This window comes from Flavobacterium sp. FlaQc-57 (assembly GCF_044007395.1).
Classification (GTDB): domain Bacteria; phylum Bacteroidota; class Bacteroidia; order Flavobacteriales; family Flavobacteriaceae; genus Flavobacterium.
In genome coordinates, this window is the sequence record NZ_JBIPDA010000002.1 from 675,975 (window position 1) to 688,756 (window position 12,782).

A 12,782-nucleotide genomic window follows, 5' to 3' on the forward strand; every position below is an offset into this window, starting at 1 on the left:
AATTTTTTCCTCAAAGAGCGCAAAGATTTTTATATTAAAGTATCATAAAATGCAAAGTTCGCAAAGCTAGATCAACATCCAGCTTTGCGAACTTTGCGTTTTTATAAAACCTTTGCGCTCTTTGTGGTAAATTTTTTAGATCGGTTTAAGTTAAAATCCGAAATTCACTCCTAAACCAAAAACTTCTCTGGTTTGGAAACCTTGAAAAGCATTGTCGTCATAAATCGCCTGAAAGGATAAATTGGCAGATAGAAATTTATTTACTTTCATGATGATATTTAAAGAGTAATTGATGTCTACGTTTTGTGGATCTTCTAAATAATTAGAATATAAATTCAAAGTGTTTTCGGCCGTGACATTAGTCATAATTGCCAATTTGTAATAAACAGAAGCATAGAAACCCAATTCGTAACGCATGCTTTTATTGGCATCTACTCCAAAATAAGAGCCGTCAACGTACGGTAATCCAGTTGTCTGATCGATTCCAGAAGTGTAAGCACTGTCTACAAAAGTGAATTTGGAAGTTAAAGGAGCAAAATTTATTTTAAGATTCTCATCTTTTGTCCAATAAATACCAGGACCAGTAGTAAGATAACCCGGAGACATAAACTTAGTGTTTTCTGTTCTGATTTCTTTTCCGTTTGCGTCTTTTCCGTATAAATAACCCGTTGAAAACTGAGTTCTGAAATTCAGAAAATAAGAGTAATACCATTGGCCAAAAGCTCTCTTCCCAACGATTGAGTTAAATTCAAGACGGTCATCGGTTTTTTTTTCGTAGTCGGCATTTTTAGTCTGTAAAAGTCCGTAAGATGCTAAAACTTTATTGTCCCAGGTAAGATCATCTTTTTTATAATTGAAGTCGTAGTTGATTCCTAAAGTTCCTGAAAAACTATCTTCACCTCCCGCAATCCAGTTGTTAAAACTTGATTGATTAAGTAAAAGAGAAACGGTTCCTTTTGCTTTCCAGCCTTCTCCCTCTATAGTATCATTTATTTTCTTTACCGCTTTTTCAGTGTTTTGAATTAATTCTTTTTCTGAATTTTGAGCTTGAACAAAAGTTAGATTCGTTAAAATGAAGAGTAACAACGTTAGCTTTTTCATGGTGTATAGTTTAAATGTGTAAGAACAAATATACTAAAAACTGTTAAAAGGCACGGTGTTTATTGATCGTAAAAGAAGGTTATTTCTTAGATTCTTTGTATAATGGTACTGCAGAACAAGCTTCTCCGTACATAATACTTCTTGCAAAAGGTTGCAAATAAGTAGAGGCCAAAATATAAGCTCTAGTAGGAACTGGTTTTCTGGAACAGCCTTTTATAATAATCGGTTTGTTTTTGTACGCTGAATAATCAAGCTTACTTAAAATTTCTTCGTAAAGACTTGCGTCTAAATCTTCGATCGTTCCATCAACTACTTTTTTAGCAAAAGGAGCCAAATGAACACTCACTAAAATTAATGCCCAAGCAGGTACAATAGCATCTGTACTACAATTTATCGCCACAAGTTGATCTTGATATTGTGACCAATCGTGATTTTTTAAGTGTTCTCTAAAGTCTTTTTCTTTCAGTAAAAAGCCTTCTAAAAGCCATTGCGAAATGTCAATTTGCACACGTATTCCTTTAGGATAATAATCCTCAAGATCAAATACTTCTAATGTACTATTGGCAACTTTATTGATTATTTCTTCCATTTCTTTTTTAGTTTTCAGTCGCAGTTTTCAGTTGCAGTGTTCAACTGCGACTGAAAACTGAAAACTTTATACTTTTTTAAAGCATTCCTAATTCTAATTTTGCTTCTTCGCTCATTAAATCTTTAGTCCAAGGCGGATCAAAAGTAATTTCAACATCAACATCTTTAATGTGTTCAATTGTTTTTACTTTTTCTTCAACTTCTCTTGGCAAGCTTTCTGCAACAGGACAGTTTGGAGAAGTCAATGTCATTAAGATTTTTACCTCATAATCAGTGTTCACCATTACGTCGTAAATTAATCCTAACTCGTAAATATCTACAGGAATCTCCGGATCGTAAATGCCTTTTAAAACTTTTACAATTGATTCTCCTAATTCGTTTGTGTCTATTTCTTGTTCCATTTTTTGTTTTTGTATTTTTTGTTTTTTCGCCACGAATTTCACGAATCAACACGAATTTTTATTTACATAGAATACTTAATTCGGGAAATTTGTGAAATTCGTGGCTAAAAACTTTAATTTTTGTTTTTAGCGTCAAAAGCCAAAGCATACATTTTGATGTTTTTAATCATCGAAACTAATCCGTTGGCGCGTGTTGCTGATAAATGTTCTTTTAATCCAATTTCGTCAATAAATTGCGTATCGGCATTGATAATGTCTTCAGCTTTTTGATTAGAGAAAGCACGAATTAAAATCGCGATAATTCCTTTGGTTAAAATAGCATCACTATCGGCAGTAAATACAATTTTATCGTCTTTTTGTTCGCCTTGCAACCAAACTTTTGACTGACAGCCTTTAATTAAATTCTCGTCTGTTTTGTATTCTTCTTTGATTAACGGAAGACTTTTTCCTAATTCGATGATGTACTCATAACGTTGCATCCAATCATCAAACATCGAAAATTCGTCTATTATTTCGTTTTGTATTTCTTTTATTGTCATAATTATTCTTTCGTAAAATCCAGCAGCAAATTTACCAATTTTTCTATTTCTTTTGGAGGATAGCCATTGTCGAAACCTTGAGTTTCATATATTTTCTGATTCTGAATTATCTTTAAATTTGCAATTGCCGCGCCATCGTAAAAACGTTTTTCAGTGGGTCCTTTTAAAGTTGAGTAGGTTTCTAAATTTACTTTTGAAAACTCCGCTACAATTTGTTTCCATTTTGCATCATTTATTTTGCTCTCAACAGCTTCATTATTTCGACCATTAGTAACTGAAACCATTTGATTTTGAACTACTATCTTTTTGTAAAGGCCTCGTGAAACGGCAGAATATTCAATTTGTGTTGATTTCATGTCTGTTTTCTTTTGGCTTGAACAGCTTACTCCAATGAAAATCGTTAGAAGCAATAAAGATAATATTCTCATAAAAAATTTTTTAGCTTAACATGGTTTTGGCCTTTTTAACTGCTTCGACCATTACATCAATTTCTTCTTTCGTGTTGTAAAAAGAAAATGAAGCACGAATGGTTCCCGGAATACAGAAAAAGTTCATAATAGGTTGTGCACAATGATGTCCTGTTCGAACGGCAATACCTAATTTATCGATAATTGAACCAATGTCGTAAGGGTGAATTCCGTCAATATTAAACGAAATTACAGAAGCCTTATTCTTTCCGGTTCCGTAAATTTTTAAGCCTTCGATTTCCAGTAAACGTTTTGTCGCGTATTCCAATAAATGCTCTTCGTGTTTGTGAATGTTATGAAAACCAATATTGTTTAAATAATCAACAGCGGTTCCTAAAACAATTCCACCAGCAATATTTGGAGTTCCGGCTTCAAATTTATGAGGAAGATCGGCATAAGTAGTTTTCTCGAAAGTAACCTCTTTGATCATCTCACCACCACCTTGATAAGGAGGTAATTTGTTTAGCCAAGCCTCTTTTCCGTATAAAATTCCAGTTCCGGTTGGGCCACACATTTTATGTCCTGAAAAAGCATAAAAATCACAATCTAAATCCTGAACGTCTGGTTTTAAATGCGGAACTGCCTGCGCACCATCAATTAAAACGGCAGCACCAACAGCGTGAGCTTTTTCAATAATATATTTGATAGGATTGATAATTCCTAATGCGTTCGAAATATGATTTACGGTAACAACTTTAGTTTTTTCTGATAACAAAGAATCAAAAGCTTCCATGATCAGTTCGCCATCTTCGTTCATCGGAATAACTCTAAGAGTTGCTCCCGTTTTTTCGCATAACATTTGCCAAGGCACAATATTACTATGATGCTCTAATGATGAAACGACAACTTCATCACCAGGTTTTAAAATTGATGCAAAACCATTGGTTACTAAATTGATTCCGTGTGTTGTTCCCGATGTAAAAAGAACTTCGTGAGAAAATTTAGCATTAATATGATGTTGGATTTTTACTCTTGAGATCTCGTATGCATCAGTTGCCAATTGGCTTAGTGTGTGAACACCACGATGAATATTGGCATTTATTTCCTGATAGTATTTTGCCTCAGCATCGATCACAATTTGTGGTTTTTGTGAGGTTGCACCGTTGTCAAAATACACCAAAGGTTTTCCGTTAACTTTTTCCGAAAGTATCGGAAAATCAGCTCTTATTTTTTGAATGTCTAGCATGTCTTATTTAGAAAAATTCTATTTACAAAAGTACTAAAACTAAATTGGTTTCTACAGCTATTCTATAATTTCCTTTTATAGTACCATTGTCGCAAGGTGTAAATACTGATTCCGTAAAAATCAATTTAATTTTCTGAATTATCCGAATCAGATTTGTGATTTAAGTTCTAATATCGTGAAGATAAATTATTTATATTGCAGTAAAAATAGCTGTAAACATTATGAAAAAATTTCTCAGAGTACTTGCGCTTGTTTTGATTCTTGCTTTTTTGTATTTCGGATTTACAACTTATCCGAAACTTGATTTGATTTCCGGCTTCTCTGCCAAAAGTATCGCCTCAGGTCATTTTATCGATAATCGTCCGAAAGAATTAATCGAAAAAACGGATAATGATATTGATATGATCGATTTGGCAACCAATACAATTAATGATGCAGGAAAATTTGCGACATCGAATGTTTATGGTTTAAAAGAGCGAAAAGCAATTTATCGTGAAGGTTTGGGAGCCGTTTTGATTAATGATGATTTTGATGTTTCAAAACCTTATTTACTTCCAAAACGAACTAAATTAATCAATAAGCTTCCTTTTCCTTACGGGAATAACGAACCGAAAGATTCTGCTTTCGCGAATGTTGATTATTCGAAATTGAAAAAAGCTGTTGATGATTCTTTTGATAAAAACGCAGGGAAAGCAAAACGCACGCGTGCCGTTGTTGTTCTATATAAAGAAAAATTGATAGCTGAAAAATATGATGCAGGTTTTAATAAAGACAGCAAGATTTTGGGTTGGTCGATGACAAAAAGTATTACAAGTTCGGCTTTTGGGGTTTTGGCCAAACAAGGAAAAATTGATATTTATAAACCGGTTCCAATTGCAGAATGGCAAAAGGATGATCGTAAAATAATTACCTTAAATGATTTGCTTCACATGAATTCCGGTTTAGAATGGGAAGAGAATTACAGCACGATTTGCGATGCCACGAAAATGCTTTTTCAGGCTGAAGATATGGGAAAAGTACAAATGGATAAACCTGCTCAGTTTAAACCAAACACACATTGGAATTATTCTTCAGGAACAACCAATTTATTATCCCGAATTTTGAGAAGTCAATTTAAAACCCAACAAGAATATCTTGATTTCTGGTACAGCGCCGTAATCGACAAAATAGGAATGAACTCAATGATTGTCGAACAAGATATGTCCGGAACTTTCGTAGGTTCATCTTATGGATGGGCAACACCGCGCGACTGGTCAAAATTTGGGTTATTGTATCTACATAAAGGAAATTGGAACGGAGAACAAATTCTGGACGAAAGCTGGGTAAAATATACAGCAACACCTACAAATACTTCTGATGGAAAATATGGAGCTCAATTTTGGTTAAACGCAGGCGGAAAATTTCCGGATGTTCCTCGTGATATGTTTTATTGCAGCGGTTATCAAGGTCAAATGGTGGCAATTATTCCGTCTTTAGATATGGTAATTGTGAGAATGGGAGTGAAGGAAGGTGATAACGGATTTGATTTTAATGGTTTTTTGAAAGGGATAATTTCTTCAGTGAAAAAATAAATTTAACCGCAAAGACGCCAAGTAAAAAGCGCAAAGTTCGCAAAGTTTAAAAATAAACCTTGCGAACTTTGCGTAAATCTTTGCGAACCTTGCGGTTAAAACTTTATAAGTCAAATCCTAAATTCACACCTAATTTCATGGCAATGATTTTAGTAATTCTTTGTTTTAATTCCGGTATTTTGATGCTTTCGATAACAGCATTCGAAAATGCGTACATCAATAAAGCTTTAGCTTCTTTTTGAGGAATTCCACGTGATTGCATGTAAAACATTGCTGTTTCATCAAGTTGTCCAACTGTACAACCGTGAGAACATTTTACATCATCTGCAAAAATCTCTAATTGTGGTTTTGCGTTGATAGTTGCTTTATCACTCAATAAAATATTATTACTTTTTTGGAAAGCATTTGTTTTTTGAGCTTCTTTTTCTACCAAAACTTTTCCGTTGAAAACTCCTGTTGAGCGATCAGAGAAAATTCCTTTATAATCTTGGAAACTTTCGCAATTTGGCGTTGCGTGGTTGACTAAAGTATAATGATCAACGTGTTGTTTTTCGCCAATAATTGTGATTCCGTTTAAGGTACTTGTCAATCTTTCTCCAAAATGATAAAAATTCAAATTGTTACGAGTTAGATTTCCTCCAAATGAGAATGTATGTACATAAACATGACTTTCTTGTTGTTGCGAAACGTAAGTATTATCAATTAAATTCGCTTCAAGATTATCGTTTTGAATTTTATAATGATCTACAATAGCGCGTTTTTGAGCAAAAATCTCTGTAACCGAATTGGTTAAAACTGGATTTTCGTTCAAACTTTGGTGACGCTCGATAATTTGAACATGTGAATTTTCGCCCACAATGATCAAATTTCTAGGCTGAACCAATAATGCAGCTTCGTTTCCAGTTGAAAAATACATGATTTCAATTGGTTTGTCAGCTACTTTCTTTTGCGGAATATTGATGAAAGCTCCTTCACTTGCAAAAGCAGTATTCAACGAAGTCAAACTTTCGTCTTTACTGGCGATTTGATTGAAGTATTTATCAATAATCATTTTATATTTTGGTTTGGTCAATGCCGATGACATCAAACAAACATCGATTCCATCGTGTGTTGTTGAAGACAAATGCGAACTAAAAACGCCATCTACAAACACTAATTTGTAAGTGTCAATCTCGTGTAAAAAGTATTTTTTTACCTGATTAAATTCGATTGCATTTTCTTCTTTTGGAAAAACGGTAAAGTCATTTTTTAAGATGGCGTTTAACGATGTATATTTCCAAGCTTCTTCTTTTTTGGTTGGGAAACCTTTATTTTCGAAGTTTTTTAAAGCATTTGTGCGAATGTCATGTAGATCTGAATGTACATCGACACGCTCTTCAAAAGCCATAAAAGACGATACTAATTTTTCTTTTAAATCCATTTCTTTAGTTATAAGTTATGAGTTATAAGTTATAAGTTTTGCAAACTGTAAACTGTAACTGTAAACTAGTTTTCTGCCTTGATCCAATCGTAGCCCTTTTCCTCTAGCTCATATGCTAGCTCTTTTCCTCCGGATTTTACAATTTTTCCGTTGTAAAGAACGTGAACGAAATCAGGAACGATATAGTCTAATAAACGTTGGTAGTGTGTGATAACGATAATTGCGTTTTTTTCACTTTTCAATTTGTTTACTCCGTTAGCAACAATTCTTAAAGCATCGATATCAAGACCAGAATCGGTTTCGTCAAGGATCGCTAATTTTGGCTCTAACATTGCCATCTGAAAAATCTCATTTCTTTTTTTCTCTCCTCCGGAAAAACCTTCGTTTAATGAACGAGATAAAAATTTACGATCAATTTCTAATAATTCAGATTTCTCACGAATTACTTTCAACATTTCGTTCGCAGGCATTTCGGCTTGACCGTTTGCTTTACGAGTTTCGTTGATGGCAGTTTTCATGAAGTTTGTTACACTTACTCCAGGAATTTCTACAGGATATTGAAAAGAAAGGAAAACTCCTTTGTGTGCTCTTTCTTCCGGAGCTAAATCAGCAAGATCTTCTCCGTCAAGAAAAACTTCTCCTTCAGTAACTTCGTAATTTTCGTTTCCGGCAATTACAGCCGAAAGTGTACTTTTTCCAGAACCGTTAGGTCCCATGATAGCGTGTACTTCGCCAGCTTTAACTTCTATATTAATTCCCTTAAGGATTTCTTTATCACCAATTGAGGCGTGAAGGTTTTTTATTGATAACATTGTTTTTTTTATTTTATATAAATGTCAATTCTATTTTTGTTGTTTGGTTTAGGATGTTGGCATTAAAATGCGCGTGTCCTAAATATTCCATGCCTAAATAATCGGCTGTTTTTTTGAACGGAATGTAAAAACTATCTTCAATTTCATTGTCATGTGAATTTGATATCACGCCAATTTTCTTTCCTCTAAGTTTTCTTCCGGTTTCTTTTTCAATTCGAATTAAATCCGAAATACGATCAAAGAAAACCTTCATTATTCCACTCATATTATACCAATATATTGGCGTTGCAAAAATTAAAGTGTCGTACTTTTCGATGATACCTTTTATTAAAGGAAAAAAATCATCATCTCTGTTTTTGCTTTCGTAATCATAATAAGAAATATTATAATCACTTAAATCAATTACGTCTATTCCGGTTTCTTTAGCAATTTCATCCACAATTCTGGTTGTATTTCCGTTTTTTCTGGATGAACCTAAAATGATTACTTTTCTACCTTCCATTTTGCAATTAACCTACAGATCCTTCTAAAGAAATCTCTAATAATTTTTGAGCTTCAACAGCAAATTCCATTGGTAGTTTGTTTAGGACATCTTTACTGAAACCGTTTACAATTAAGGCAATCGCTTTTTCAGTCGGGATACCTCTTTGGTTGCAATAAAAAACCTGATCTTCTCCAATTTTACTTGTCGTTGCTTCGTGCTCTATTTTAGCCGATGGATTTTTACTTTCGATATAAGGGAAAGTATGTGCTCCACAATTGTTTCCCATCAATAGAGAATCACATTGTGAAAAGTTTCTTGCGTTATCAGCTCTTGGGCTAATTTGCACTAATCCACGGTAACTATTTTGTGATTTACCAGCCGAGATACCTTTAGAAATAATAGTCGATTTAGTGTTTTTACCTAAATGGATCATTTTAGTTCCGGTGTCTGCTTGTTGGTAATTATTGGTAACTGCAATTGAATAAAATTCTCCTACCGAATTATCTCCTTTAAGTACACAAGAAGGATATTTCCATGTTACAGCAGAACCAGTTTCTACTTGCGTCCAAGAAATTTTAGCATTTGTTTCGCATAAACCTCTTTTAGTTACGAAATTATAAACTCCGCCTTTTCCTTCTTTGTTTCCAGGAAACCAGTTTTGAACAGTTGAGTATTTAATTTCTGCATCATCCATTGCGATTAACTCAACCACAGCAGCGTGTAATTGATTTTCGTCACGACTTGGAGCAGTACAGCCTTCTAAATAAGAAACGTAACTTCCTTCGTCAGCAATAACAAGAGTTCTTTCAAATTGTCCTGTTCCTGCCTGATTGATTCTAAAATAAGTTGAAAGTTCCATTGGGCAACGAACACCTTTTGGAATATAACAGAAACTTCCGTCAGAGAAAACTGCTGAGTTTAATGCTGCGTAAAAGTTGTCTTTTTGAGGTACAACAGTTCCTAAATATTTTTTTACTAATTCCGGATGCTCTTTGATTGCTTCTGAAATTGGGCAGAAAATAATTCCTTTTTCAGCCAATGTTTTTTTGAAAGTAGTTGCTACAGAAACAGAATCGACAACAATATCCATAGCGACATTGTTCATCATTTTTTGTTCATCTACAGAGATACCTAACTTTTTGTACATCTCTAAAAGTTCAGGATCTACATCGTCTAAAGTTTTGTTAGGATCAACTTGTTTTGGAGCTGAATAATAAGATATTGCCTGGAAATCCGGTTTTTGATAATGAACATTTGCCCATTCCGGTTCGATCATTTCTTTCCACGCACGAAAAGCCTCAATACGCCAATCGGTCATCCATTGAGGTTCTTCTTTTTTAAGAGAAATAGCTCTTACGATATCTTCGTTTAAACCAATAGGAAACGTTTCTGATTCAATATCAGTGTAAAATCCGTATTCGTATTCTTTTGTCTCGAGTTCGATTTTTAAATCGTCTTCTGTGTATTTGCTCATTGTTTTTTTATTGAAAGATTCAAAAATTGAAGAATTTAAATGAAATCACTTCTGTAATCTTTAAATCTTTAAATTTTGCAATCATTTAATTATTTTAAAGAGAGAATGATTCTCCACAACCACAAGTTCTGCTTGCATTTGGGTTATTAAAAACAAACCCCTTACCGTTTAATCCTCCAGAAAACTCAAGAATTGTTCCGGCTAAATAAAGGAATGATTTTTTTTCAACTGCAATTGTTATGTCATTGTCTATAAATATTTTATCGTCGTCGCCTTTCGTTTTGTCAAATTTTAAATCATAAGACAAACCAGAGCATCCGCCACTTTTCACGCCTACTCTTACGTAGTCGCTAGCAGCATCAAAACCATCATCTTTCATTAAGTCGATGATTTTCTTTTTGGCTGTATCAGAAACTTTTATCATTGTTTATGGTATTTGTTTTTTAGCTTTCATTTTGAATTTACTATTTAAAAAGTAATCATTGGATTACTTTTTAAAGTACTGTAGTTCAATGTTGAAATGAAATTATCTGCAAAGATACGACTTAAAAACCTTTTTCCATAACGGTTCACATTATTATAACAAATGTTAAAATAGATAGAACTTATTTTGATTGCTGAATTTACAAATTAGAGATAGTCGAATTTGTTAAACGCTCTTTTTTAGTAAAGCAGATTAAAAATTAAGAAAAATATTTTTTATCCCTTATAAAATAACAACAATGCTTTAAATATGTTAAAAAACCGTATTTGTACCTGTTTTAACTCGTGAAATAATGGTATTTTTGCGATAAATTGTAAGTAATTATGAAAAAACAATACAAAAGTAAGTGGGTGAAAGCACTTTTAGCCGTGTTTTTTGTTTTTGGAATAGGTGCTACAGTCTTTATTTTTAGTAGAGAGACAAATGAAAAGGATGAAAAAAATAAAGATGTAACAAAAGTTAAAACGATTGTCGAACCAAATCGGGAATCTCTTGCTCAAAAAAATATTTTAGATTCGTTAACAACTCTAAAACTGGCTTATGATGCGGCAATATTAGAAAAAACAGCATTGGCGCAACAGCTTGAAATCGAAAGGAAAAACATTGAAAATTTGATGGAAATCATTTCGGCTTCAAAAAATCCTTCAGTTGAACAGATTCAAGTTTATCGCAGACAGTTCTCAGATATGAAAGCTTCTTTAGCCTCTAAAGGTATTGAGGTTAGTAAATTAAAATCTCAGAATAAAAATTTACTGAATGAAATTGAAAATCAAAATGTTGTCATGTATAAGCAAAAAGCCGAAAATGACACTTTAATTTCAAAGCAAAAAAAATTAGAATCAACGCTTAAAGATGCTTCAAAATTAACGCTGAATAATTTTAAAGTAGTAGCGCTCCGAGAAAAAAAATCAGGAAAAGAGCTTGAAACTGACAAAGCCAAGAATGCAGAAAAATTTAAGATTAGTTTTTCTGTAAATGGGAATCCTGTAGCAAAAACGGGAAAGAAAGTGTATTATATTCAGGTTTTAGATCAAAAAAATACTGTTTTGGGCGAAAACAAATTGATCGAATTTGGTAATGACAAGGCTTTGGTTTACAGTTTTATTGTAGGCTTTGATTTTCAGGGAAAAGCGACTAATGTTTATGGGATATTAAATTCTGATGAAAATCCATTTCAAAAAGGAACCTATTTTGTCAATTTCTTCGATAAACAAGAAATAATGGGAAGCTCTACTATTACATTAGAATAATGAAGTTTTGAGTTTTTAAAGGAAAATTTTAGCATAAGGAAATCCAATTTCCTAGCTTTGTTTTCTTATTAGAAATACATTCTTATGAAACTTTACCCAATAGAATCCGGAAATTTTAAGCTAGATGGTGGCGCTATGTTTGGTGTTGTACCCAAAACAATTTGGAACAAAACCAATCCTGCCGATGCCAATAATTTAATTGATATTGCAGCGCGTTGTTTGCTTATTGAAGATCAAAATCGTCTGATTTTGATTGATACCGGAATGGGAGACAAACAATCTGATAAATTTTTTGGATATTATTCGCTTTGGGGATCACATTCAATCGACAAATCGTTGGCGAAATATGGTTTTCATCGAGATGATATTACCGATGTTTTTATGACGCACTTGCATTTTGATCATTGTGGTGGAAGTGTACAATGGAATTCAGATAAAACGGGATACGAACCTGCTTTTAAAAATGCCAAATATTGGAGCAACGAAAATCATTGGGAGTGGGCAACAAAACCTAATGCTCGCGAAAAAGCTTCTTTCCTTTCAGAGAATATTTTGCCGATGCAAGAAAGCGGACAGTTACATTTTATTGAAAGACCAGAAGCTGATTTTGGAATTTCTAAAGAAATGAATTTCGGAATTTATTATGTTGATGGTCACACCGAAAAACAAATGATTCCGCATATTCAATACAAAGATAAAACGATCGTTTTTTGTGCCGATTTGTTAGCGACCGCAGGACACATTCCGTTGCCATATGTTATGGGTTATGATACCCGACCTTTATTAACGATGCCTGAGAAGTCGAAGTTTCTAAACGCTGCTGCAGATCAGAATTATTATTTGTTTTTAGAACATGATGCGCACAATCAGATTATAACGGTTGAACATACAGAAAAAGGTGTTCGGTTAAAAGAGGTGTTTACCTGCGAAGAAATCCTTTAAAAAGGAACTTCTAAAAATAAAAAAATCCCATTTTCAGTATGTCGAAAATGGGATTTTTTGGTT

14 protein-coding genes are annotated in these 12,782 nt (G+C 33.4%); 3 read left to right on the forward strand and 11 right to left on the reverse strand.

Features of this window, described 5'->3' with window-relative positions; translation table 11 throughout:
- Positions 1 to 150: 150 nt before the first annotated feature.
- The 6 genes from ACHRVZ_RS08920 to ACHRVZ_RS08945 all read right to left on the reverse strand — a co-directional run bounded on the left by ACHRVZ_RS08920 (position 151) and on the right by ACHRVZ_RS08945 (position 4,282).
- Positions 151 to 1,101, reverse strand: coding sequence for a DUF3078 domain-containing protein (locus ACHRVZ_RS08920; protein ID WP_395421982.1), 951 nt, complete (start codon positions 1,099 to 1,101; stop codon positions 151 to 153).
- Positions 1,102 to 1,180: 79 nt separating this feature from the next.
- Entirely contained in the window at positions 1,181 to 1,690 is a 510-nt protein-coding gene (locus tag ACHRVZ_RS08925; RefSeq protein ID WP_395421983.1) for a DUF2480 family protein, read from the reverse strand.
- Positions 1,691 to 1,766: 76 nt separating this feature from the next.
- Positions 1,767 to 2,090: an SUF system Fe-S cluster assembly protein gene (locus ACHRVZ_RS08930; protein WP_041519984.1), complete on the reverse strand. Its 324-nt coding sequence runs from the start codon at positions 2,088 to 2,090 to the stop codon at positions 1,767 to 1,769.
- 113 nt (positions 2,091 to 2,203) lie between these two features.
- Entirely contained in the window at positions 2,204 to 2,629 is a 426-nt protein-coding gene (locus ACHRVZ_RS08935) for a SufE family protein (protein WP_041519985.1), read from the reverse strand.
- Between the two features lie 2 nt (positions 2,630 to 2,631).
- On the reverse strand, positions 2,632 to 3,057 hold the full coding sequence (locus ACHRVZ_RS08940; protein WP_395421984.1) for a hypothetical protein: 426 nt from the start codon (positions 3,055 to 3,057) through the stop codon (positions 2,632 to 2,634).
- Between the two features lie 10 nt (positions 3,058 to 3,067).
- The gene (locus ACHRVZ_RS08945) at positions 3,068 to 4,282 is read right to left on the reverse strand and encodes an aminotransferase class V-fold PLP-dependent enzyme (protein ID WP_395421985.1); all 1,215 of its coding nucleotides are present in this window, start codon (positions 4,280 to 4,282) and stop codon (positions 3,068 to 3,070) included.
- Positions 4,283 to 4,503: 221 nt separating this feature from the next.
- Between ACHRVZ_RS08945 and ACHRVZ_RS08950 the strand changes: the two genes are divergently transcribed.
- Positions 4,504 to 5,853 (forward strand): serine hydrolase domain-containing protein, encoded by a 1,350-nt coding sequence (locus ACHRVZ_RS08950; protein ID WP_395421986.1) that lies wholly within the window; start codon positions 4,504 to 4,506, stop codon positions 5,851 to 5,853.
- A gap of 103 nt (positions 5,854 to 5,956) precedes the next feature.
- On the opposite strand, the gene sufD is transcribed toward ACHRVZ_RS08950, so the two are convergent.
- The 5 genes from sufD to ACHRVZ_RS08975 form a co-directional block, all read right to left on the reverse strand.
- Positions 5,957 to 7,273, reverse strand: coding sequence for a Fe-S cluster assembly protein SufD (gene sufD / locus ACHRVZ_RS08955; RefSeq protein ID WP_395421987.1), 1,317 nt, complete (start codon positions 7,271 to 7,273; stop codon positions 5,957 to 5,959).
- A gap of 65 nt (positions 7,274 to 7,338) precedes the next feature.
- Positions 7,339 to 8,085 carry a Fe-S cluster assembly ATPase SufC gene (gene sufC, locus ACHRVZ_RS08960; RefSeq protein ID WP_395421988.1) on the reverse strand — a complete coding sequence of 249 codons (747 nt, stop codon included), beginning with the start codon at positions 8,083 to 8,085 and terminating at the stop codon, positions 7,339 to 7,341.
- A gap of 13 nt (positions 8,086 to 8,098) precedes the next feature.
- Positions 8,099 to 8,587, reverse strand: a complete 489-nt coding sequence (locus tag ACHRVZ_RS08965; protein ID WP_395421989.1) for a flavodoxin family protein — start codon at positions 8,585 to 8,587, stop codon at positions 8,099 to 8,101.
- Between the two features lie 7 nt (positions 8,588 to 8,594).
- Complete coding sequence (gene sufB, locus ACHRVZ_RS08970; RefSeq protein WP_395421990.1) at positions 8,595 to 10,043, reverse strand: Fe-S cluster assembly protein SufB; 1,449 nt, start codon at positions 10,041 to 10,043, stop codon at positions 8,595 to 8,597.
- A gap of 94 nt (positions 10,044 to 10,137) precedes the next feature.
- A complete protein-coding gene (locus ACHRVZ_RS08975) occupies positions 10,138 to 10,467 on the reverse strand; it encodes an iron-sulfur cluster assembly accessory protein (RefSeq protein WP_041519996.1) in 330 nt (109 codons plus the stop codon).
- Positions 10,468 to 10,850: 383 nt separating this feature from the next.
- Here ACHRVZ_RS08975 and ACHRVZ_RS08980 point away from each other — a divergent pair, with 383 nt between their 5' ends.
- On the forward strand, positions 10,851 to 11,777 hold the full coding sequence (locus ACHRVZ_RS08980; RefSeq protein WP_395421991.1) for a hypothetical protein: 927 nt from the start codon (positions 10,851 to 10,853) through the stop codon (positions 11,775 to 11,777).
- Between the two features lie 84 nt (positions 11,778 to 11,861).
- Positions 11,862 to 12,719, forward strand: a complete 858-nt coding sequence (locus ACHRVZ_RS08985; RefSeq protein WP_395421992.1) for an MBL fold metallo-hydrolase — start codon at positions 11,862 to 11,864, stop codon at positions 12,717 to 12,719.
- The last annotated feature ends 63 nt before the right edge of the window (positions 12,720 to 12,782 follow it).

Bases quoted from the DNA above. Each gene is read 5' to 3' on its own strand.
- sufD (WP_395421987.1), bottom strand. From the start codon at position 7,273: ATGGATTTAAAAGAAAAATTAGTATCGTCTTTTATGGCTTTTGAAGAG.
- ACHRVZ_RS08945 (WP_395421985.1), bottom strand. From the start codon at position 4,282: ATGCTAGACATTCAAAAAATAAGAGCTGATTTTCCGATACTTTCGGAA.
- ACHRVZ_RS08930 (WP_041519984.1), bottom strand. From the start codon at position 2,090: ATGGAACAAGAAATAGACACAAACGAATTAGGAGAATCAATTGTAAAA.
- ACHRVZ_RS08985 (WP_395421992.1), top strand. From the start codon at position 11,862: ATGAAACTTTACCCAATAGAATCCGGAAATTTTAAGCTAGATGGTGGC.
- ACHRVZ_RS08925 (WP_395421983.1), bottom strand. From the start codon at position 1,690: ATGGAAGAAATAATCAATAAAGTTGCCAATAGTACATTAGAAGTATTT.
- ACHRVZ_RS08950 (WP_395421986.1), top strand. From the start codon at position 4,504: ATGAAAAAATTTCTCAGAGTACTTGCGCTTGTTTTGATTCTTGCTTTT.
- ACHRVZ_RS08940 (WP_395421984.1), bottom strand. From the start codon at position 3,057: ATGAGAATATTATCTTTATTGCTTCTAACGATTTTCATTGGAGTAAGC.
- ACHRVZ_RS08920 (WP_395421982.1), bottom strand. From the start codon at position 1,101: ATGAAAAAGCTAACGTTGTTACTCTTCATTTTAACGAATCTAACTTTT.
- ACHRVZ_RS08975 (WP_041519996.1), bottom strand. From the start codon at position 10,467: ATGATAAAAGTTTCTGATACAGCCAAAAAGAAAATCATCGACTTAATG.
- ACHRVZ_RS08980 (WP_395421991.1), top strand. From the start codon at position 10,851: ATGAAAAAACAATACAAAAGTAAGTGGGTGAAAGCACTTTTAGCCGTG.
- sufB (WP_395421990.1), bottom strand. From the start codon at position 10,043: ATGAGCAAATACACAGAAGACGATTTAAAAATCGAACTCGAGACAAAA.
- ACHRVZ_RS08965 (WP_395421989.1), bottom strand. From the start codon at position 8,587: ATGGAAGGTAGAAAAGTAATCATTTTAGGTTCATCCAGAAAAAACGGA.
- ACHRVZ_RS08935 (WP_041519985.1), bottom strand. From the start codon at position 2,629: ATGACAATAAAAGAAATACAAAACGAAATAATAGACGAATTTTCGATG.
- sufC (WP_395421988.1), bottom strand. From the start codon at position 8,085: ATGTTATCAATAAAAAACCTTCACGCCTCAATTGGTGATAAAGAAATC.